The sequence below is a fragment of the uncultured Amaricoccus sp. genome, assembly GCF_937891315.1.
Classification (GTDB): Bacteria; Pseudomonadota; Alphaproteobacteria; order Rhodobacterales; family Rhodobacteraceae; genus Amaricoccus.
Map to the genome: position 1 here is coordinate 1 of NZ_CALAGI010000025.1, position 21,629 is coordinate 21,629.

17 protein-coding genes and 1 pseudogene are annotated in these 21,629 nt (G+C 68.9%); 11 read left to right on the forward strand and 7 right to left on the reverse strand.

Going from position 1 to position 21,629, the window contains the following annotated elements; genetic code table 11:
* From aceE to Q0480_RS01720, 8 genes and pseudogenes are all read left to right on the forward strand, one after another.
* Nucleotides 1–1,229, forward strand: a pseudogene (gene aceE, locus Q0480_RS01685) (pyruvate dehydrogenase (acetyl-transferring), homodimeric type); the annotation flags it as partial.
* A 23-nt stretch (nucleotides 1,230–1,252) separates the two neighbouring features.
* Nucleotides 1,253–2,800: a dihydrolipoyllysine-residue acetyltransferase gene (gene aceF, locus Q0480_RS01690; protein ID WP_299130006.1), complete on the forward strand. Its 1,548-nt coding sequence runs from the start codon at nucleotides 1,253–1,255 to the stop codon at nucleotides 2,798–2,800.
* A 14-nt stretch (nucleotides 2,801–2,814) separates the two neighbouring features.
* Nucleotides 2,815–4,521 carry a dihydrolipoyl dehydrogenase gene (lpdA, locus tag Q0480_RS01695; RefSeq protein WP_299130007.1) on the forward strand — a complete coding sequence of 569 codons (1,707 nt, stop codon included), beginning with the start codon at nucleotides 2,815–2,817 and terminating at the stop codon, nucleotides 4,519–4,521.
* A gap of 58 nt (nucleotides 4,522–4,579) precedes the next feature.
* Nucleotides 4,580–6,862, forward strand: a complete 2,283-nt coding sequence (locus Q0480_RS01700) for an NADP-dependent malic enzyme (RefSeq protein ID WP_299130009.1) — start codon at nucleotides 4,580–4,582, stop codon at nucleotides 6,860–6,862.
* Nucleotides 6,863–6,966: 104 nt separating this feature from the next.
* On the forward strand, nucleotides 6,967–8,166 hold the full coding sequence (locus tag Q0480_RS01705) for a patatin-like phospholipase family protein (protein WP_299130010.1): 1,200 nt from the start codon (nucleotides 6,967–6,969) through the stop codon (nucleotides 8,164–8,166).
* Nucleotides 8,163–8,915, forward strand: coding sequence for an acetoacetate decarboxylase (locus Q0480_RS01710; protein WP_299130011.1), 753 nt, complete (start codon nucleotides 8,163–8,165; stop codon nucleotides 8,913–8,915). The genes Q0480_RS01705 and Q0480_RS01710 overlap by 4 nt, the downstream gene beginning before the upstream one ends.
* Nucleotides 8,916–8,949: 34 nt before the next feature.
* Nucleotides 8,950–9,735 (forward strand): 3-hydroxybutyrate dehydrogenase, encoded by a 786-nt coding sequence (locus Q0480_RS01715; RefSeq protein ID WP_299130013.1) that lies wholly within the window; start codon nucleotides 8,950–8,952, stop codon nucleotides 9,733–9,735.
* A gap of 261 nt (nucleotides 9,736–9,996) precedes the next feature.
* Complete coding sequence (locus Q0480_RS01720) at nucleotides 9,997–11,787, forward strand: monovalent cation:proton antiporter-2 (CPA2) family protein (protein WP_299130014.1); 1,791 nt, start codon at nucleotides 9,997–9,999, stop codon at nucleotides 11,785–11,787.
* Nucleotides 11,788–11,802: 15 nt separating this feature from the next.
* Here the strand turns inward: Q0480_RS01720 and mnhG are convergent, their stop codons facing one another.
* The 7 genes from mnhG to dtd form a co-directional block, all read right to left on the reverse strand.
* Nucleotides 11,803–12,192, reverse strand: coding sequence for a monovalent cation/H(+) antiporter subunit G (gene mnhG, locus Q0480_RS01725; protein WP_299130017.1), 390 nt, complete (start codon nucleotides 12,190–12,192; stop codon nucleotides 11,803–11,805).
* Entirely contained in the window at nucleotides 12,189–12,470 is a 282-nt protein-coding gene (locus Q0480_RS01730) for a K+/H+ antiporter subunit F (protein WP_299130018.1), read from the reverse strand. The genes mnhG and Q0480_RS01730 overlap by 4 nt, the downstream gene beginning before the upstream one ends.
* Nucleotides 12,467–12,955: a Na+/H+ antiporter subunit E gene (locus Q0480_RS01735; protein WP_299130020.1), complete on the reverse strand. Its 489-nt coding sequence runs from the start codon at nucleotides 12,953–12,955 to the stop codon at nucleotides 12,467–12,469. The genes Q0480_RS01730 and Q0480_RS01735 overlap by 4 nt, the downstream gene beginning before the upstream one ends.
* A complete protein-coding gene (locus tag Q0480_RS01740) occupies nucleotides 12,952–14,595 on the reverse strand; it encodes a monovalent cation/H+ antiporter subunit D (RefSeq protein WP_299130022.1) in 1,644 nt (547 codons plus the stop codon). The genes Q0480_RS01735 and Q0480_RS01740 overlap by 4 nt, the downstream gene beginning before the upstream one ends.
* The gene (locus Q0480_RS01745) at nucleotides 14,592–14,930 is read right to left on the reverse strand and encodes a Na+/H+ antiporter subunit C (protein ID WP_299130024.1); all 339 of its coding nucleotides are present in this window, start codon (nucleotides 14,928–14,930) and stop codon (nucleotides 14,592–14,594) included. Before Q0480_RS01745 ends, Q0480_RS01740 begins: the two co-directional genes overlap by 4 nt.
* Nucleotides 14,930–17,878, reverse strand: a complete 2,949-nt coding sequence (locus Q0480_RS01750) for a monovalent cation/H+ antiporter subunit A (protein WP_299130026.1) — start codon at nucleotides 17,876–17,878, stop codon at nucleotides 14,930–14,932. The genes Q0480_RS01745 and Q0480_RS01750 overlap by 1 nt, the downstream gene beginning before the upstream one ends.
* Nucleotides 17,879–17,980: 102 nt before the next feature.
* Complete coding sequence (gene dtd / locus Q0480_RS01755; RefSeq protein ID WP_299130027.1) at nucleotides 17,981–18,424, reverse strand: D-aminoacyl-tRNA deacylase; 444 nt, start codon at nucleotides 18,422–18,424, stop codon at nucleotides 17,981–17,983.
* 182 nt (nucleotides 18,425–18,606) lie between these two features.
* Here dtd and Q0480_RS01760 point away from each other — a divergent pair, with 182 nt between their 5' ends.
* From Q0480_RS01760 to Q0480_RS01770, 3 genes are read left to right on the forward strand one after another with little or no spacing between them, the layout of a single operon-like run.
* Nucleotides 18,607–19,599, forward strand: coding sequence for a MoxR family ATPase (locus Q0480_RS01760; RefSeq protein ID WP_299130028.1), 993 nt, complete (start codon nucleotides 18,607–18,609; stop codon nucleotides 19,597–19,599).
* Nucleotides 19,596–20,507, forward strand: a complete 912-nt coding sequence (locus Q0480_RS01765; RefSeq protein WP_299130029.1) for a DUF58 domain-containing protein — start codon at nucleotides 19,596–19,598, stop codon at nucleotides 20,505–20,507. The genes Q0480_RS01760 and Q0480_RS01765 overlap by 4 nt, the downstream gene beginning before the upstream one ends.
* On the forward strand, nucleotides 20,491–20,880 hold the full coding sequence (locus Q0480_RS01770; protein WP_299130030.1) for a hypothetical protein: 390 nt from the start codon (nucleotides 20,491–20,493) through the stop codon (nucleotides 20,878–20,880). Before Q0480_RS01765 ends, Q0480_RS01770 begins: the two co-directional genes overlap by 17 nt.
* Nucleotides 20,881–21,629 lie beyond the last annotated feature (749 nt).

Here is a 21,629-nt window from a genome sequence, read left to right on the forward strand (position 1 = left end):
TGTTCGACGCGCTGCTGAAGGATACCGGCGACCGGCAGATCTCCACGACCATGGCCTTTGTGCGGGCGCTGAATTCGCTGCTGCGCGACAAGAACATCGGCAAGTTCGTGGTGCCGATCGTGCCGGACGAGAGCCGCACCTTCGGCATGGAGGGCCTGTTCCGCCAGATCGGCATCTACAATCCGAAGGGCCAGCTCTACACGCCGCAGGACGCCGACCAGCTCAGCTACTACAAGGAGAGCAAGGACGGCCAGGTGCTGCAGGAGGGCATCAACGAGGCTGGCGCCATGGCCGACTGGATCGCCGCGGCGACCAGCTATTCGGTGCATGGCGTACCGATGATCCCATTCTACATCTATTATTCGATGTTCGGCTTCCAGCGGATCGGCGATCTCGCCTGGGCCGCCGGCGACAGCCGGGCGCGCGGCTTCATGCTCGGCGGCACCGCCGGGCGGACCACGCTCAACGGCGAAGGGTTGCAGCATGAGGACGGGCACAGCCACATCCTGGCCGGCACGATCCCGAACTGCGTCACCTACGACCCGAGCTTCGGCTACGAGGTGGCGGTGATCGTCCATGACGGACTGCGCCGGATGTTCGTCGAACAGGAGGACATCTACTACTACCTGACCGTCTGCAACGAGAACTACCACCACCCCGCCATGCCGGAAGGCGCGGAGGAGGGTATCGTCAAGGGGCTCTATGCGTTCTCCAAGACCGAGTCGCCGTCTGAAAAGCATGTGAATCTCGTATCTTCTGGAACGATCTTCCAGCAGGCGATGCAGGCTGCCGAGATGCTGAAGGCGGATTTCGGCATCACCGCCGACCTCTGGGTCGCGACCAGCATGAACGAACTCGCCCGCGAGGCGCAGGATGTCGAGCGGTCGAACCGGATGTATCCGACGAGCGCGCCGAAGGTGCCCTATGTCACCGAGACGCTGTCCAAGGCGACCGGCCCGGTCATCGCCGTCACGGACTACATGAAGAACTACGCCGAGCAGATCCGCGCCTTCGTGCCCCAGCCCTACCATGTGCTCGGGACCGACGGCTTCGGCCGGTCGGACAGCCGGGTGGCGCTGCGGCGCCATTTCGAGGTCGACGGCAACCATATCGCGGCGACGGCGGTCTATGCGCTCTACAAGGAGGGCAAGGTAACCGCGGCGGAGGTCGAGGCAGCGTATGCGAAATACGCGATCGACCCCGCGAAAATCAATCCGCGTATCGCATAGCACCGGGAAGTGAGGGAACGCACATGGCGAACATCGAAGTGAAGGTCCCCGATATCGGCGACTTCAAGGACGTCCCGGTGATCAGCGTGATGGTCAAGCCCGGCGACACCGTCTCGAAGGACGATCCTCTGCTTGAGCTCGAATCCGACAAGGCGACGATGGAGGTGCCGGCCCCCGAGGGCGGCACCGTCAAGGAAGTGAAGGTGAAGGAAGGCGACAAGGTCTCCGAGGGCGTGCTGATCCTGCTGCTCGAAAGCGCGCAGGCGACCGCCGCCGCGCCTTCGACCCCCGCGGCCCCCGCTCCCGCCGCCGGTGGCGGAACGATCGACGTCAAGGTGCCGGACATCGGCGACTTCAAGGACGTGCCGGTCGTCAGCGTGATGGTGAAGGTCGGTGACACGATCGCCAAGGACGACCCTTTGGTCGAACTTGAATCCGACAAGGCCACGATGGAAGTGCCCGCCCCCGCCGCCGGCAAGGTGACGGCGATCAGGATCAAGGAAGGCGACAAGGTTTCCGAAGGCTCGGTGATCCTCGTACTCGAATCCGCCGGCGTCGCCGCCGCGGCGCCGGAGGCCGTGGCGCCCGTGGCGGCGGCTTCGGCCGGCGCCTCGTCGGACCGCAAGCCCACGGCCGCCGACGTGGCGTCCGCCACCACCGGTGGTCAGCCGCACGCCTCGCCCTCGGTGCGGAAGTTCGCGCGCGAGTTGGGCGTCGATCTCGGCAAGGTGACAGGCTCGGGCCGCAAGGGCCGCATCCTGCGCGAGGATATCACCGGCTCGTTCAAGAAGACGGCGGCGCCCGCGGCCGCCTCCGCCGCCCCGTCGGGCGGCATGGGTATCCCGCCGATCCCGGCCGTGGATTTCTCGAAGTTCGGCACCATCGAGACCATCGAGATGCCGCGGATCAAGAAGCTGTCCGGGCCCGCGCTGCACCGGTCCTGGCTCAATGTCCCGCATGTCACCAACAATGACGAAGCGGACATCACCGACCTCGACAAGTACCGCAAGGAACTCGACACCAGGGCCAAGGACGACGGCTATCGCGTCACGATGCTGACCTTCCTGATCAAGGCCTGCGTCTCGGCGCTGAAGGAACATTGGGAGGTCAATTCCTCGATCCACCCGGACGGCGACAAGCTGATCAAGAAATCCTTCTACAACATCGGCTTCGCGGCCGACACGCCGAACGGCCTCGTCGTGCCGGTGGTGAAGAACGCCGACTCGAAGGGCATCATCGAGCTGTCGAAGGACATCGGTTCGTTGTCGTCCAAGGCGCGCAAGGGCGAGCTCAAGGGTCCCGACATGCAGGGCGCGACCTTCACCATCTCGTCGCTCGGCGGCATCGGCGGCACCAGCTTCACGCCGATCGTCAACGCGCCCGAGGTGGCGATCCTCGGCGTCAGCCGCTCGAAGATGGCGCCGGTCTGGGACGGGACCGACTTCGTGCCGCGCAACATGCTGCCCCTGTCGCTCAGCTACGACCACCGGGCAATCGACGGAGCCCTGGCCGCGCGCTTCCTGCAGAAGCTCGTGACCCTGCTTCGCGACCCGCGCAACCTGCTGCTCTAACCGGGAGGCGAGACATGGCCGAGATCGAAGTCAAGGTCCCCGATATCGGGGACTTCAAGGACGTGCCCGTCATCACCGTCTTCGTGAAGCCGGGCGATACCGTCGCCAAGGACGATCCGCTGCTCGAGCTGGAGTCCGACAAGGCGACGATGGAGGTGCCCGCCCCGCGGGCCGGCAAGGTGGCGGCCGTCAAGGTCGCCGTCGGCGACCGCGTGGCCGAAGGCACCGTGATCCTCACCCTCGAGGACGCGGGCGCGGCGGCGGCCCCCGCCCCGGCCCCCGCTCCGAAAGCGGCCGTCGCCGGCGGCGACGTGCATGGCGAGGTGGTGGTGCTGGGCTCCGGCCCGGGCGGCTACACCGCGGCCTTCCGCGCCGCCGACCTCGGCAAGAAGGTGGTGCTGATCGAACGCGACCAGACGCTCGGCGGTGTCTGCCTGAATGTCGGCTGCATTCCGTCGAAGGCGCTGCTCCATGCCGCGAAGGTCATCTCCGAATCCGAGGAGATGGGCCATTTCGGGGTGAAGTTCGCCGCGCCGGAGGTCGATATCGACGCCCTGCGCGGCTGGAAGGAAAGCATCATCGGCAAGCTCACCGGCGGCCTCACCGGACTGGCCAAGGGCCGCAAGGTGACGGTGGTCAAGGGCGTCGGAACCTTCGCCGGCCCGAATGCGATCAGGGTCGATGGCCCGGACGGCGCCAAGACCGTCACCTTCGACAACTGCATCATCGCGGCGGGGTCGGAGCCGGTGACGCTGCCCTTCATCCCGCATGACGACCCGAGGGTGATCGACTCGACCGGCGCGCTGGCGCTGGCCGACGTGCCGAAGCGGATGCTGGTCATCGGCGGCGGCATCATCGGCATGGAGATGGCCACGGTCTACGACCAGCTCGGCACGAAGATCACCGTCGTCGAGTTCATGGACCAGCTGATCCCCGGCGCCGACGCCGACGTGGTGAAGCCGCTGCAGAAGCGCATGGAGAAGCGGTTCGAGGCGATTCACCTCAAGACCAAGGTCGCGTCGGTCAAGGCGCTCGCCACCGGCCTCGAAGTGTCGATGGAAGGCCCGAATGGCGCCTTTTCCGACATCTACGACAAGGTGCTGGTCGCCGTCGGCCGCAAGCCGAACGGCAAGCTCATCGCCGCGGAAAAGGCCGGCGTCACGGTGGACGAGCGCGGCTTCATCCCGGTCGACAAGCAGCAGAAGACCAACGTCCCCGGCATCTACGCCATCGGCGACGTGGTCGGCCAGCCGATGCTCGCCCACAAGGCGGTGCACGAGGGCAAGGTGGCGGCCGAGGTCTGCGCCGGCATGAACCGCGTCTTCGACGCGATGGTGATCCCCGGCGTCGCCTACACCGACCCCGAGGTCGCCTTCGTTGGCCTGACCGAGACCGAAGCCAAGGCGAAGGGCATCAAGATCGGCAAGGGCGTCTTCCCCTGGGCCGCCTCGGGCCGGTCGCTGTCACTCGGCCGTGACGAGGGGCTGACCAAGGTCATCTTCGATCCCGAAACCGACCGCGTGCTCGGCGCCGGCATCGTCGGCCCGAACGCCGGCGACCTGATCGCCGAGGTCGCCCTCGCGATCGAGATGGGGGCGGACGCGACCGACATCGGCCTGACCATCCACCCGCACCCGACGCTCTCGGAGACGATCAACTTCGCCGCCGAGATGTTCGAAGGCACGATCACCGACCTGATCCCGCCGAAGAAGAAGCACTGACCCGACCGCGCGCCGCCTGCATCGCGGCGCGCCCAACACATGCGACGGGGGGACCACCATGACAGATGAACTGAAGCGCGAAGCGCTCGCCTATCACGCCGCCGAGCCGTGCGGAAAGCTTCAGATTCTGCCGACGAAGCCGATGGCCACCCAGCGCGATCTCGCACTGGCCTACAGTCCGGGCGTCGCCTATGCCTGCGAGGAAATCGCCGCGGATCCGGCCACGGCGGCGCTCTACACCGGCCGCGCCAACCTCGTCGCCGTCATCTCGAACGGTACGGCGGTGCTCGGGCTCGGCAATATCGGCGCGCTCGCCTCGAAGCCGGTGATGGAGGGCAAGGCCGCGCTCTTCAAGAAATTCTCCGGCATCGACGTGATGGACATCGAGGTGGACGAGACCGCCGTCGAACCCTTCGTCGAGGCGATCGCCCGGCTGGAGCCGACCTTCGGCGGCATCAATCTCGAGGACATATCCGCCCCCGCCTGCTTCGAGATCGAGAAGCAGCTGAAGGCGCGGATGAAGATCCCGGTGTTTCACGACGATCAGCACGGAACGGCCATCGTCACCGCCGCCGGCATCCTCAACGCGCTGGAAATCACCGGCCGCCAGATCGGCACGGCGACCATCGCCTGCAACGGCGCCGGCGCCGCCGCCATCGCCTGCCTCAACCTGCTGGTCAGCTTCGGGGCGAACAAGGACAATATCCTCGTCTGCGACCGCAAGGGCGTGATCCATACCGACCGCGCCGACCTCGACCAGTACAAGGGCGCCTACGCGGTCAAGACCACCAAGCGCACGCTGGCCGACGCGATGAACGGCGCCGACATCTTCCTCGGCCTCTCGGCCAAGGATTCGGTGACGCAGGACATGGTGATGACCATGGCGCCGAAGCCGATCATCTTCGCCATGGCGAACCCGGACCCCGAGATCCGCCCGGAGCTGGTCCATGCCGTCCGCGACGACGCGATCGTCGCCACCGGGCGCTCGGACTATCCCAACCAGGTCAACAACGTCCTCTGCTTCCCCTTCATCTTCCGCGGCGCGCTCGATTGTGGCGCGACCGAGATCAACGAGGCGATGAAGCGGGCCTGCGCCGAGGCGATCGCCAAGATGGCCCGAGCCCCGGCCTCGGACGTCGTGCTCGCCGCCTATGGCGCGGAGAACATGCGTTTCGGACCCGACTACATCATCCCCAAACCCTTCGACCCGCGGCTGATGCCGGAGGTCGCGTCCATCGTTGCCCAGGCGGCGATGGACAGTGGCGTCGCCAGCCGGCCGATCCTCGACATGGATGCCTATCGCGACCAGTTGCAGGGCTTCGTCTTCCGCTCGGGCCTCCTGATGAAGCCGGTCTTCGACCAGGCCGCCCGCGCGCCGAAACGCGTGGTCTTCGCCGAGGGCGAGACCGAGCGTGTGCTGCACGCCGCGTCGCAGGTGGCGAGCATGAAGATCGCCCAGCCGATCCTGATCGGCGATGCCGACAAGATCACGGCGCGCGCGCAGGAACTGCGGCTGACGCTTGGCGACGTGCGGATCGTCGATCCCGCCAAAGTCGATACCGCCGGCTACGCCGCCTTGCTGCACGACCGCGCCGGCCGTTTCGGGGTCAATCCGCGCGAGGCGCTGCGCGGGGTGCGCAACGATCCGACCGTGCTCGCCTGCCTGATGCTGGAGCGCGGCGAGGCGGACGCGGCGATCTGCGGCGCCAACGGGCGGTTCGGCCATCACCTCACCCGGGTCGAGGGCATCATCGGCCGCCGTCCCGGCGTGCGCGCGCTGGCGACGCTGTCCGCGCTGGTCCTGCCGAAGGGTACATTCTTCGTCGCCGACGCTTACGTGAACCTTGACCCAACGGCGGAAGAGGTCGCCGACCTCACCGAGCTCGCCGCCGGAACCATGCGCCGGATGGGCGTGCAGCCGCGCGCGGCGCTGGTCAGTCACGCGAATTTCGGCGACCGCCCCAGCGCCTCGTCCCGCAAGATGCGCGAGGCGATGGAGATCCTGCGCGCTCGCGCCCCGGATTTCGAGGTCGATGGCGAGATGCATGCCGACGCGGCGCTCGACATGGGCCTGCGGCGCCGGGCCTACGAGCATGCCACCCTGACCGGCGCGGCGAATCTCTTCGTCATGCCGAACGCCGACGCGGCGCATATCTCGCTCAACCTGCTGAAGGTGCTCGGCGGCGCGATCCCGGTCGGGCCGATCCTGCTCGGCGCGGCGCGGCCGGTGCACATCGCCCCGCAGTCGGTGACGGTGCGCGGGCTGTTGAACCTCGCCGCCATCGCCGTGGTCGAAGCCCAGACCGCCGCGCCGGTGGAGCAGCGCCTCGCCACCAAGTAAGGACGCGCGGCGCGGCGATCTCGCCGCGCCGAACATTCGGATGCACATGGCTCCGAGAACGCGCTAGATGCAATCGGACGGTTCTGGGAATCGGGAGAAACCGGATGGCGCGGGCCGCGGCGGCGAAGCGGAAAGACGCTGGGCAGGCGGCGCGACCGCCGTTCGAGCGGATCGCCCTGCTGCTGCAGGGTGGTGGGGCGCTCGGCGCCTATCAGGGCGGCGTATATCAGGCATTGGCCGAACACGACGTCCTTCCCGATACCGTCGCCGGTGTCTCGATTGGTGCGATCAACGCGGCGCTGATCGCCGGCAATCCGCCCGAGCGGCGCGTCGCGGCGCTGCGGAGCTTCTGGGAGCGGATCACCGCCCCGCCCTTCGGCTTTCCCTTCGTCTCGAGCTTTCTCGGCCTGCTCGAACTCTATGGCGACAAGCCGCACGAGTTCCTGAACCAGTCGCACGCCATGGTCACCGCCGCCGGCGGCGCGCCGGGCTTTTTCCGGCCCCGCGCCGTGCCGCCGTTCCTCGCGCCGCGCGGCACGGCGGCGGCCGAAAGCCTCTATGACACCAGCCCGTTGCGCGACACGCTGGAGGAGCTGGTCGATTTCGACCGGCTCAACAACGGCGAAACCTGGTTCAGCGTCGGCGCGGTCAATGTGCGCTCCGGCAATCTCGAATGGTTCGATTCGAGCGAGCGGCGGATCGCGCCGGAGCATATCATGGCGAGCGGCGCGCTGCCGCCGGCCTTCGCCGCGGTCGAAATCGAGGGCGAGGCCTATTGGGACGGCGGGCTCGTCTCCAACACGCCGCTTCAATGGGTGCTCGATTCGAACACGCGCAAGGACACGCTCGCCTTCCAGGTGGATCTCTGGAGCGCGCGCGGCGATCTGCCGCTCGATGTCTTCGGCCTCGACCTCCGCGAGAAGGACATCCGCTTCTCCAGCCGCACCCGCGCCAGCACCGACCAGTTCCGCGCGACCCAGCGCGCCCGCCACGCGGTCCGCCGCCTGCTGGATCTGCTGCCCGACCGCGCCGTCCTCGCCGATCCCGCCTTTTCGGCCCTGGTCGAGGCGGCGGACGACAAGGTCTTCAATATCGTGCACCTGATCTATCGCGCCAAAAGCTACGAGGGCTCGTTCAAGGACTACGAATTCTCGCGCGCGACAATGGAGGCGCATTGGGCGGCCGGCCACGGCGATGCGACGCGAACCCTCGCCCATCCGCAAGTCCTGCGGCGCCCGATCTCCCCGGACGGAGTCGCCACCTTCGACCTGACCGAACCCGAGAGCGAGCCCACCCCGACATGAAGATCGACGACGTCCGCGCCCGCGCCTTCGCCATGCCGCTGAACGATCCGGCCTATCCGAAGCCACCCTACAAGTTCTACAACCGCGAATTCGTGGTCATCACCTATCGCACCGACCCCGACGCCCTGCGCGAGGTGGTGCCCGAACCGCTGGAGGTGGTCGGCGACACCGTCGCCTACGAATTCATCCGCATGCCCGACTCCACCGGCTTCGGCGACTATACCGAGACCGGCCAGGTGATCCCCGTCCGCTTCACCACGCCGACCGGCGAGGCGCAGGAGGGCGGCTATGTCCATGCGATGTATCTCGACGACAATTCCCCGATTGCCGGCGGCCGCGAGATCTGGGGGTTCCCGAAGAAACTCGCGCGGCCAAAACTGTCACATGAACAGGAAACCCTCGTCGGCACGCTGCACTATGGTTCCGTGCTGACGGTCTCCGCCACCATGGGGTACAAGCACCGCGAACTGCCGCTCGATCCGCTGCGCAAGGCGATGGCCAAGCCCGCCTTCATGATCAAGATCATCCCGCATGTCGATTGCACGCCGCGCATCTGCGAACTCGTCCGCTACTATATGGAGGACGTGACCCTGAAAGGCGCCTGGACCGGTCCGGCGGCGATCCAGCTGTTCGAGCATGCCATGTGCGACGTCGCCCGGCTGCCGGTGCGCGAGGTGGTCGGCGCGAGCCACTATGTCGCGGATCTGACGCTTGGCCTCGGCGAGGTCGTGTACGACTATCTCGCCTGATATTTCAACCAGACGCCTGAAAGGACTGAGCCAAATGGCCCGTTTCGATGGAAAAGTCGCGATCATCACCGGCGCCGCCAGCGGCATCGGCAAGGAGATCGCCCTGCGGTTCGCCGCGGAAGGCGCGATCGCGGTGATCGCAGACCTCAATCTCGCCGCCGCCCAGGCGACCGTCGAGGAGATCAAGGCCGCGCATGGCGGCGACGCCTTCGCCGTCGCGATGAACGTCACCGACGAGGCCGCGGTCGAACAGGGCGTCGCCGACGTGGTGGCGAAATACGGCAAGGTCGATATCCTCGTCTCCAACGCCGGTATCCAGATCGTCCATCCCTTCGTCGATTTCCCGTATGCCGACTGGAAAAAGCTGTTGTCGATCCATCTCGACGGCGCCTTCCTCACCACCCGCGCCTGCCTGAAGCACATGTACGCCGCGAACTACGGCAGGGTGATCTACACCGGCTCGGTTCATTCCAAGGAAGCCTCCAAACTCAAAGCGCCCTATGTCGCGGCGAAGCACGGCCTGATCGGCCTCGCCAAGGTGCTGGCCAAGGAAGGCGCCGAGCACAACGTCACCGCCAACGTCGTCTGCCCCGGCTTCGTTCTGACGCCGCTGGTCGAGAAGCAGATCCCCGAGCAGGCGCAGGCCCTGGGGATCTCCGAGGAGGATGTGGTCAAGACCGTGATGCTGAAGGAAACCGTCGACGGCCAGTTCACCACCACCGACGATGTCGCCGACGCGGTGCTGTTCTTCGCCGCCGCGACGACCAACGCCTTCACCGGCCAGTCGCTCGTCGTCTCGCACGGCTGGTTCATGCAATAGACGGCGCGGCGGGAACTCCGGGTCGCGCGGGATCGGGCCTGCCGCGATTTGCACGACGCGCCTCTTGGCGCCGAGGGTAGCCGCGCGCCGCGTCGGTGCCCGGTCCACACCGCCCGACGGCCCCGCCGCGAATATCCCAGGGTGCGCGCAAAGGCTCGCCCCGCCGAATTCGGGCGGGCCTGCCACAGGAAAGGAACCGAAGCCTTGCACCGACAGATGAGCCTACCCGTCGCGGGCATACCCGTCGCGGGGACCTGACCGATGGCCGATCCGACCGCGGCCGGTCACGCCGCCGAAGCCGTCGCCAATCACGGATTCGATATCCTGCCGATCATCGTGCTGCTCGCCGCCGCCGTGGTCGCCGTGCCGCTCTTCAAGCGGATCGGCCTCGGCTCGGTGCTCGGCTATCTCGCCGCCGGGCTCGTCATCGGTCCGTTCGGACTCGGGTTCTTTCAGGATCCGCGAACGATCCTCCATGTGGCCGAGCTCGGCGTCGTCATGTTCCTGTTCGTCATCGGGCTGGAGATGCAGCCCTCGCGACTCTGGGCGATGCGGGGCGACATCTTCGGCCTCGGACTGGCGCAGGTCGGGGTCTGCATGCTGCTGCTCTGGACCGTCGGGCTCAGCCTCGGCTATCCGGTCGCGGCGTCGCTGATCTCGGGCACCGGCTTCGTGCTCACCTCCACCGCGATCGTGATGCAGATGCTGGAGGAGCGGCGCCAGATGAACCAGCCGCTCGGGCGGCGCATCGTCGCCATCCTCCTGCTGGAAGACCTCGCCATCGTGCCGCTGCTGGCGCTCGTCGCCTTCCTCGCGCCCGGAGGCGAGGAGACGACGCTCTCCGCGCGGCTCGTCTCGGTCGTCATCGGGCTCGCGGCGATCGGCGGATTGATCCTCGCCGGGCGCTATCTGCTCGACCCGCTGTTCCGCCTGCTCGCCCGGTCCGGCGCGCGCGAGGTGATGACCGCCGCCGCGCTTTTCGTCGTGCTGGGGGCGGCCTATGCGATGCAGCTCGCCGGCCTTTCGATGGCAATGGGCGCCTTCCTCGCCGGGGTGCTGTTGTCGGAATCGACCTTCCGCCATCAGCTCGAGGCGGATGTGGAGCCGTTTCGCGGCATCCTCCTCGGGCTGTTCTTTCTCGGCGTCGGCATGGCGCTCGACCTCCGCGTGATCGTGGCCAACGCCGGACTGATCGGCGTCTCGGTGATCGCCTTCGTCATCCTGAAGATGGGCGGGATCTACACGGTCGCCCGGCTGTTCCGCGCCTCCGGCCGCGAGGCCTTCGAGCGGGCGGTGCTGATGGCCCAGGGCGGAGAGTTCGCCTTCGTCCTCTATGCCGCGGCCACCGCGTTCGGCATCCTCGACGCCGAGGAGAATGCGATCCTGACCGCGATCATCATCGTCTCGATGGCCCTGACCCCGCTCCTCGTCATCCTGCGCGACCGGCTGACGCCGGCGGCCGCGCCCTCGATGGACGGCGTGGAGATCGCCGATGGGCTCAGCGGCTCGGTGCTGCTGATCGGCTTCGGGCGCTTCGGCCAGATCGTCAGCCAACCGCTGCTCGCCCGCGGCTTCTCCATCTCGATCATCGAGAACGACACCGAAATGATCCGCGCCGCCGAACAATTCGGCTTCAAGGTCTATTACGGCGACGGCGCCCGGCTCGACATCTTGCGCGCGGCGGGCGCCGACACGGCGCAGATCATCATCTGCGCCGCCGACGACCGGGAAGCCGCGGTGAAGATCGCCGAGATCGTCCGGACGGAATTCCCGCTCACCCCGCTTCTCATGCGCTCCTTCGATCGCGAACACGCGATCGCGCTCGTCGAGGCGGGGGCGAGCTGGCAGATCCGGGAAACGCTCGGTTCCGCCTTCGACACGGGCGAGGAGGCGCTGCACCGCCTCGACCTGAAGGAGGAGGAGATCGCGGAGACCATGGCCGAGACCCGCCGCCGCGACGCCGAACGTTTCGAGCTCGACCGCGTCGGCGGTCTCGCCGCGGGCCGCGGGCTCATCATCGGCAACCTGCCCGGTTCCGACACCGCCGTCTGATCACCCGGCGTCCGATCACCCGGGCGGGCGCGCCTCGGGATCGCCCTCGGCGGGCGGTTCTCCCTGTCCCGCGGCGCGGCGACCAAGCGAGGCCGCGCCGTCGCGATAGGCCGCGGCGCGGGCGAGCAGCATCAGTGTGACAGGCGTCGTGATGGTGACGAAGAGACCAATGAAGAGCTCGTGCAGCACCGGGCGCCCTTCGGCCACGGTGAAGGCGATGACGGAAGCCGAGACAATGGCGCCGGTGCCCCAGGAGGTGCCGAGCGTCGGGGCATGGATCCGCTCGAAGAAGGTGCCGAGCCGGACGAGCCCGATCGAGCCGATCAGAGTCAGTCCCGCGCCGAGCACGACGAGAAAGGCGACCAGGATCGCCGCCCAGAGCGGCAGGTCGGCGACCGGGTTCATTCGATCACCTCGCCGCGCATCAGGAACTTGGCCAGCGCCACGGTCGCGACGAAGCCGAGCATCGAAATCACCAGCGCCGCCTCGAAGAAGAAGACGGTGCCGGTGCGCAGCCCGAGCGTGACGAGCAGCAGCATCCCGTCGAGGTAAAGCGCGTCGAGCGCGAGCACCCGGTCCTGCGCGCGCGGGCCGATGATCATCCGCCAGACCGCGCACATCATGGCGAGCGCGAGAAAGAGGAGTGCGACGCCGGTCGCGACGAGGAGGAGGGTGGCGCTCATTCGAAAATCTCGATCAGCAGGGATTCATAGCGGTTCTTGACGATGCCGGTCCATTCGGCGGGATCCTTCAGATCGAAGACATGCAGCAGCAGGACCCGCCGGCCATAGTCGAAATCGATCCAGGCCGTGCCCGGCGTGCTCGTCATCACGATCGCGAGGATCGCGAGCCCGGCGCTGTCGCGCAGGTCGAGCGGGATCTCGACGAAACCCGCGCGACGGACCGGCGCACGATCCCCGCGCAGGATCAGCCGCGCCACTGCGATATTCGACAAGGCGACATCGTGGAGCACGCGCAGGAGCAGCCGGACCCCGGACAGCCAGCGGCGCGGCCGCCCGCCCTCCGGCCGCACGGCCGCGAGCGCGCTGACCGCGACGAAGGAAATGGCGCTGCCGAGGATCAGGTTGCCGAGCGAGAAGCGCGTCAGCGTCAGCCACATGATGATGAGCGCGAGCGCCATCAGCGGATGCGGCACGACGCGGCTCATGGCGCGCCCTCCTCGCCGCGTATCACCCGCGGTGCATCGCGCACCCCGGCGATATAGACGCCGGGGTCGCGCAGATCGGCGACCGTCGCATCCATGTAGCGCAGCACCGGCTCGGCCCGCGCGGTGACGCCGAGCGCGACGAGCAGCAGCGCGAGCACCGGCAGGATCTCGACAAGGGCCACCGGTGGCCGCTCCTGCTCGTCGGCGGCCCAGAAGGTCTGGATGCCGACGCGGGTCAGCGCGATCATCGCCGCGAGGCCCGAGAGTATCACCATGACGCTGAAGGCGAGCGCCAGCGGCGGCATGCGCCCGCCCGCCGCCATGCCCGAGGGATTGAACGCCGCGGACAGCATGGCGAGCTTGCCGACGAAGCCCGAGAGCGGCGGCAACCCGGCGAGCAGCAGCGCGCAGGCTCCGAAAGCGAGGGCAAGGATGGTGACGCTGACCGGAAGCGCGATGCCGATCTCCTGATCCGCGTCCTCCGGCCCCTCGTCCATGAAACCATAGGCCTCGGCGGTCACCGCGAGAATGCTCGCGAACTCGCTCTGGTCACGCTCGACGATCTCGATGATGAGATAGAGGGCGCTGATCGCGAGCGTGGAACTGATCATGTAATAGAGCCCGCCGGCCAGCAGCCCGCCCGGTCCGCCGAGCCCGATCATCCCCGTGACGAGCAGCAGCGTGCCCGACGAGACGATGACGAAGCAGCCGGCGACACGGCCGAGGCCCTGGCTCGCCAGCACGCCGATCATGCCGAAAGCGAGCGTGGCGAAGCCGCCCGCGACGAGCAGGTGCGCGCCGAAACCGCCGGCGGGACCGACGCCGGCGGGGAAGACGAGCATGCTGAGCCGCAGGATGACATAGAAGCCAACCTTGCTCATCCCGGCGAAAATCGCGGCGACGGGGGGCGCGGCCGCCACGTAGGTGACCGGCAACCAGAAGCAGACCGGCCACATCGCCGCCTTGACGAGAAACGCCACGCCGAGGATCGAGGCGCCGGCGAGCAGCAACGGCCTCCGCGCCGCGTCGAGCTCCGCCACCCGCACCGCGAGGTCGGCCATGTTGAGCGTGCCGGTGACGCCATAGAGAATGGCCACGCCGATCAGGAAGCAGAGCGAGGCGGTGAGATTCACCGCGATGTAGTGCAGCGCCGCGCGCACCCGCAGCGTGCCCGAGCCGTGCAGCATCAGGCCGTAGGAGGCGGCGAGCATCACCTCGAAGAACACGAAGAGGTTGAAGAGGTCGCCGGTCAGAAAAGCGCCATTCATCCCCATCAGCAGGAACTGGAACTGGCTGTGGAAATGCTGGCCCCGCCCGTCCCAGCGCGCCGAGGCGAAGACCAGCGCCGGCAGGGCGAGGACGGCGGTCAGGAGCAGCATCAGCGCTGACAGCCGGTCAACCACCAGCACGATGGCGAAGGGCGGCGCCCAGTTGCCGAGGAGGTAGGTCGCGACGCCCGCCTGACCCGGCGGGTCGTTGGCGACGCCGACGAGCTGGACCGCGACGATGAGCAGCGCGAGGCTGGAAACGAGGCTGATGATGCGCTTGGTCCGGTGCTGTCCGCTCTTGTAGAACAGCATCAGCGCCCCGGCGAACAGCGGGATCAGAATCGGCGCGACAAGGAGATGCTCGGGCTTCACTGATCGCTTTCCTTGCCATCGACATGGTCGGTGCCGGTGAGGCCGCGCGCCGCGATCAGCACGACGAGAAAGAGCGCGGTGGTGGCGAAGCTGATGACGATGGCGGTCAGCACCAGCGCCTGCGGCACCGGGTCGCCATAGGCCGAGGCGGGAAGTCCGGGCGACAGGATCGGCGCCGCCCCGACCCGCGGCCGGGCCATCGAGAAGATGAAGAGATTGACGCCATAGGACAGCAGCGCGAGCCCGATGATCACCTGGAAGGTGCGCGGCCGCAGGATCAGCCAGACGCCGCAGGCGACGAGCACACCGATGGCGAGCGACAGGACGATGGCCATCAGCCCGTCCCCCCGACGCCGCCGCCGGCTTCCGCGCCCGCGGCCGGGGTTTCCGGCGGATCCTGCGCCTTCTTGCGCGCGGCGCGCAGCGACTGGTGCGCGAGGGCCAGCAGCACCAGCACCGTGGCGCCGACGACGAGCGAATAGATGCCCGCGTCGAAGATCAGCGCGGTCGCCGCCGGCACCTTGCCGATATAGGGCAGCTCGACATACTGGGCATGCGCGGTCAGGAACGGATAGCCGAAGAGCCAGGATCCGGCGCCGGTCAGCGCCGCGACCATCAGCCCGAAACCGATCCAGCGCACCGGCAGGATGCGCAGCCGATCCTCGACAGTGACCACGTCGGTGGCGAGATATTGCAGCAGGAAGGCGATGGCGAGCACCACCCCGCCGGCGAAGCCGCCGCCCGGCAGGTCGTGACCGCGGAAGAAGAGATGCAGCGACAAGAGGATGATCGGCGCGAACATCCACTGCATGATCACCGACGGCACGTGGAGATAGTCGCGCAGCGTATCACCGCGATCCCGCCCCTCGGACGCCTCGTCGAACTTGTTCTGCAGCAATTGCTGCTCGGGCGGTTCGTCCGCCTCGGCCGCGGGGCGAAACCGCCGCAACAGGGCGAAGACCGTCAGCGCGACAATGGCGAGGACGGTGATCTCGCCGAACGTGTCGAAGGCACGGAAATCGACGAGGATCACATTGACCACGTTGGTTCCACCGCCCTCGACATAGGCGTTCTCAAGGAAATAGGTGGCGATCCGCGGGTCGATCGACTGGCTCATGATCGCATAGGAAATGGCGGCCAGCCCGGCGCCGCAGGCGATGGCGAGCACGAGATCACGGGCGCGGCGCAACCGCGCGGTGACGGCGAGATCGCCCGGAATTTCCTCGAGCCGCTTCGGCAGCCATCGCAGTCCGAGCAGCAGCAGGACGGTGGTGACGACCTCGACCACCAGCTGGGTCACCGCGAGATCGGGTGCCGAGAGCCAGGCGAAGCTGACGCAGGTGACGAGGCCGGCGCCGCCGACCATGAGCAGCGCGGCGAAGCGATGGTACTTCGCCTGCCAGGCGGCGGTGATCGCGCAGGCGCCGCCGAGCAGCCAGAGGATGGCAAAGACCGGATCGAACGGGGCGCCCCCCGCCTCCGGCGCCGGCCAGCGCGTCCCGGCGAGGGTGGCAAGGCCGACCGCGAAGGCCAGAAGGACCAGCAGGCGCAGCTGTGGTTGCAACCGTTCGGTGCCAAGATGGCGAAAGGCGGTGCGCGCCCAGCGCCAGGAGACGGTCACGAGGACGCGGTCGAAGATCCGCCGGCCCTGGATGCCGCGCAGCAGCGGCGGGCCTTCCTTGCCGGCGGCGATCGCCCGGCGCAGCAAGAAGAAGCCGACCGAGCCCGCGGCGAGGGCCAGAACGCTCATCACCAGCGGCGCGTTGATCCCGTGCCAGAGTGCGAGGCTGTATTCCGGCGTCGCCGTGCCCAGCACCGAGTGGGCGGCCATCTGGAGGAACGGGCCGACGGTATAGGCCGGCAGGATACCGACGATCAGGCAGACGACGACGAGGATCTCGACGGGAAAGCGCATCCAGCGCGGCGGTTCGTGCGGCGTGCGCGGCAGGTCGGTGGCGACCGGTCCGAAGAAGACGCTGACGATGAAACGCAGCGAATAGGCGACGCCGATCGCACTCGCCGCGAAGGCGATCCATGGCATCGCGGAGTCGAGCGCGTGGGCGTAGTTCCTCTCGACCGTGGCGGCGAAGAACATCTCCTTGGAGAGAAAACCGTTCAGCAGCGGCACGCCCGCCATCGCGGCCGAGGCGACGATGGCGAGCCGCGTGGTGATCGGCATGGCGCGGCGCAGACCGCCGAGCCGGCGCATGTCGCGGGTGCCGGTCTCATGCTCGATGATGCCCGCCGCCATGAAGAGCGAGGCCTTGAAGATGGCGTGGTTCAGGATGTGGAAGATCGCCGCGACGATGGCGAGCGGCGTCGCAATGCCGATCAGCGTGGTGATGAGCCCGAGATGGCTGATCGTCGAATAGGCGAGCAGCCCCTTCAGATCGTGCTGGAACAGCGCGAAGGTCGCGCCGAGCAGCAGGGTGGCGATCCCGACCCAGCCGACGATCAGGAACCAGAGGTCGGTACCGGCCATCGCCGGCGAGACGCGGATCAAGAGGAACACGCCCGCCTTCACCATGGTCGCCGAATGCAGGAAGGCCGAGACCGGAGTCGGCGCGGTCATGGCACTCGGCAGCCAGAAATGGAACGGCACCTGCGCCGACTTGGTGAAGGCGCCGAGCAGCACGAGGATCAGCGCCGGCGGATAGAGCGCATGGTTCCGGATCACGTCCGCCGAGGCGAGGACGACATCGAGATCGTAACTTCCCGCCATATGGCCGATGAGCAGGAGGCCGGCCAGCAGGCAGAGCCCGCCACTGCCAGTGACGATCAGCGCCATGCGCGCGGAGTCGCGCGCCACCGGCAGGTGGTGCCAGTAGGCGATCAGCAGGAACGAGGTGACGCTGGTCAGTTCCCAGAACACGAAGAGCAGCATCAGGTTGCCGGAGACGACGATGCCGCTCATCGAGCCGAGAAAGGCGAGGAAACAGGCATAGAACCGCGCCGCCGGATCCTTCGGCGACATGTAGTAGCGGGCATAGATCACGACCAGCAGCGCGATCGCCATGATGAGCGCGAGGAACACCCAGGCGAGGCCGTCGATGCGGAACGTCAGGTCGAGCCCGATGCTCGGCGCCCAGGACACGCTGGCGTGGATGACCCGGCCCGCGGCCACCGCCGGGAACAGCGCGGCGAGGATCAGTAGGCCGGCGACGGCGACGAGCCCGGCGAGCCAGGCTTCGCCGTCGCGGATCTGCGACGGCGCGCCGGCGGCGGCGAGGCAGCCGAGAAACGGCAGCAGCGGAAGGATCAGAAGAAGATTCTGCTCGACCATGGGCTCGCGTGGGACAGAAGGCGCGGTCAGCGCGCGGCGGGGGCTCCTTGGCTATCCCCCGAACCCGGGTCCGGGGTCAACGCCAATGTCCCCCCGGGTTCGTCAGCGGGCGGCGCTGTCGAGCCAGATTGTCACCGGGCCATCGTTGACGAGGGCGACGGCCATGTCCGCGCCGAAGCGACCGGTCGCCACCGGTACGCCCAGCGTCCCGAGCCGCGCGGCGAAGAGCTCGTAGAGCCGATGCCCCTCCTCGGGCGGCGCGGCGCTGGAGAAGCCGGGGCGGTTGCCGCGGGTCTCGGCGGCGAGGGTGAACTGGCTGACCACCAGCGCCGCGCCGCCGACATCGCCCAGCGCCCGGTTCATGCGGCCGGCCTCGTCGCGAAAGACGCGGAGCGCCGCGGTCTTGCGGGCGAGCCAGTCGCAGTCCGCGTCGGCGTCGCCCCGCATGGCGCAGACGAAGACGACGAGGCCGACGCCGATCTCGGCGATCCGTTCGCCCTCCACCGTGACGCTGGCACGCGCCGCGCGCTGGATCAGGGCGCGCATCGCGCCATGAAAAGCTGAAGCATCGGTCCCTCCGCCGAGGGAGTCTAGGCGGCGGGGCCGAGAGGGGCAAGTCAGGCCCTGCTCTACGACAAAAGGCGGAGGCCGCGCGGCTGTTCTTCGCCCCGCCGTTCCGCGATACTCGGTGGTCTGGAAAGGCGCGGCGGAGAACGCGGATGGGGGAAATGGCCACGGAATTCGGCCCGTCGGAGCCTGGCGCATCGGCGGAGGCGCCCGCGCTCGTCGCGCTGCTCGCCGGGCTGCGCGCCGGGCTCGTCGGTCGCGGCGCGCTGGTCGAGCGGCTGATGATCGGCTTGCTGACCGGTGGCCATCTGCTGCTGGAAGGGCCGCCGGGGCTGGCCAAGACACGCGCGGTCAAGCTGGTGGCCGAGGGGCTCGACGTGAGTTTCGCCCGCGTCCAGTGCACGCCCGACCTGATGCCGGCCGACCTCACCGGAACGCTGGTGCTGAAACCCGACCGCGGCGCCTTTGAATTCGTCGCGGGTCCGGTGTTCCACTCGCTTGTGCTGGTCGACGAGATCAACCGCGCACCGCCCAAGGTGCAATCGGCGCTGCTCGAGGCGATGGCCGAGCATCAGGTCACGGTCGGCGGTGCGACGCGCGCCCTGCCGGACCCGTTCATGGTGATCGCGACGCAGAATTCGATCGAGCACGAAGGTACCTTCCCGCTGCCCGAGGCGCAGCTCGACCGGTTCCTGATGCATGTGCTGCTCACCTATCCCGACGCCGGGGACGAGCGGCTAATCCTCGAGCTGGTCGAGACCGAGGAGCGGGCGCCGGCGGGGCCGCCGCCGGCGCGGCTGGCGGCGGCGGCGCTGCTCGCGGCGCGCGCGCGGGTGCGCGCGGTGCATCTCGCGCCGGCGCTGAAGGACTATATCGTCCGGCTGGTCACCGCGACGCGCGACGCGACTGTCGCGCCGGAGGTGCGCGAGGCGATCGCGCATCCGGTCTCGCCACGCGGGACGCTGGCGCTGGCGGCCACGGCGCGGGCGCGGGCCTATCTCGACGGCCGGGCCTACGCGGTGCCCGAGGACGTGGCGGCGCTGGCGCCGGACGTTCTCGCGCATCGGCTGGTTCCGACCTGGCGCGCGGCGGCGGACGGCGTCACCGCCCGCGACCTCGTGGCGCGGCTTCTCGACATCGTGCGGCCGCTATGAACGCGCCGGCCGAGATCCTTGACGATCCGCTGCGCGTGACGGCGGAAGGCTTGCTCGGCTTGCGCCGCCACCTGCGCCCGCCGTTCGGCGGCGCCTGGCACCCGGACCAGCGGCCGGCGGGCTTTCCTGGCCGGCGCAAGGGGGCGGGACTGGAGACGGTCGATGTGCGGGTCTTCGTCGAGGGCGACGACGTGCGCCATCTCGACCGCAATGTCAGCGCCCGGACCGGCGTGCCGCATGTGCGCCGCTTTCGCGAGGAGCGCGGCGCGACGCTGATCCTGATCGCCGATTTCCGCCGACCGATGCTCTGGGGCACCCGGCGTGCCACGCGGTCGGTCGCGGCGGCCGAGGCGCTCGCGCTTGGCGGCTGGCGCGCGGTCGAGGCCGGCGGGCGGGTCGGGCTCTATGCCTTCGGCGGCGGCGAGACGCGCTATGTAGCGCCCCGCGCCCGGATCTCGGGCATGGCGGCCGTCGCCGGCGGCCTCGCGGCGGCGCACACGGACGCACTCCGGGGTGGGACGGATCCCGCGCTCGACGCCGCGCTGGAGGAAGCGGCGCGGCTGGCCCCGGTCGGGGCGACGCTGTTGCTCGCCAGCGCGCTCGACGCGCCGGGACCGGATTTCGCACGGCTCGCCGGGGCGTTGGCGCGCTATGGGCGGCTGCGGGTGGCCCTGGTGCGGGATGCGTTCGAGACCGCGCCGCCCTCGGGCGGCTACGCCTATGCCGAGGATGGCGGCGCGCCCCGCTGGGCGCGGGTCGATGGACCGCCAATGCCCGACGAACGGATGACGCTCCTCGATCGGCTGGGTATCGCGGTGATTCCGATCGACGTGGCCGCGGGACCGGCCGCGGCGGCGCGGGCGTGGGACCGGTTCGATGGTGGGCCATCTGGTGGACCCGGCCGCTGACCTCGCCCAACTGCTGCGCCCGGTGCGCTGGCCGGTTCCGACCGAGGCCGAGGCGTTGGCCGACGGCGCGCTGGCCTTCGGGCTCGGCCTTCTCGCCGCGCTCGCGGTCTATGGCCTGCTCCGCCTGTTTCTCGCCCGTCGCGCGGCGCCCGGCGCGGCGATGCTCGCTGAACTCGCCGCGTCGCGCGGGCTCGCCCCGGCCGAGCGGCTGCTCGCCCAGGCGCGGATCGCCGGCCGGCTGCGATGCGCGGCGGAGATACGCGGACGGCTGAAGGCGGCTCTGTACCTGCCCGAGTCGGGGATCGACCTCGCGGAAACGGACGCGGCGCTCGACGCGGCGATCCGGGCCGCGCCGAGCCGGAGGGCGGCCTGATGTGGTCGCTCGCGGCCCCGGCGGCGCTGCTGCTGCTGCCCCTGCCGATCGTCACGCGGCGGCTGCTGTCGCCCGCGCCGGCGGCGACCGACGCGCTGATCGTGCCGCCGACCGTCGCCGCGCGGCTTGCGAGAGGCGCGCCGTCGCGGCTGAGCGGCGAGGCGCGGCGCATTTTGCCGGCGCTGCTCTGGATCGCGCTGGTGCTGGCGCTCGCCGGACCGCAGCGACTGGCGACCACCGCCGCCCTGCCCGCCTCGGGTCGCGACATCGTGCTGGTACTCGACCTCTCCGGCAGCATGTCGATCGAGGATTTCGAGCTCGACGGCGCGCCGGCCCAGCGGCTCGACGCGGTGAAGCGGGTGGCGGCGCGCTTTGCCCGGAACCGCGAAGGCGACCGGCTCGGCCTCGTCATCTTCGGCGAGGACGCCTATTTCGCGACGCCGATGACCTATGATACCGAGGCGGTCGCCCGCGCGATCGAGGAGGCGACGATCGGCATCTCCGGCCGCTCGACCGCGATCAGCGACGGCCTCGGCCTCGCGCTGAAGCGGCTGCGCGACAGTCCGGCGACCTCGCGGATCGTCGTGCTGCTGTCGGACGGGCGCGACACCAGCGGCACGGTGGAGCCGGTCGGGGCCGCGGGGCTGGCGGAACAGCTGGGGATTCGGGTGCACAGCATCGCCATGGGCGTGACCGCGATCGAGATCGGAAGAGCACACGTCTGAACTCCAGTCACGCCAATGTATCTC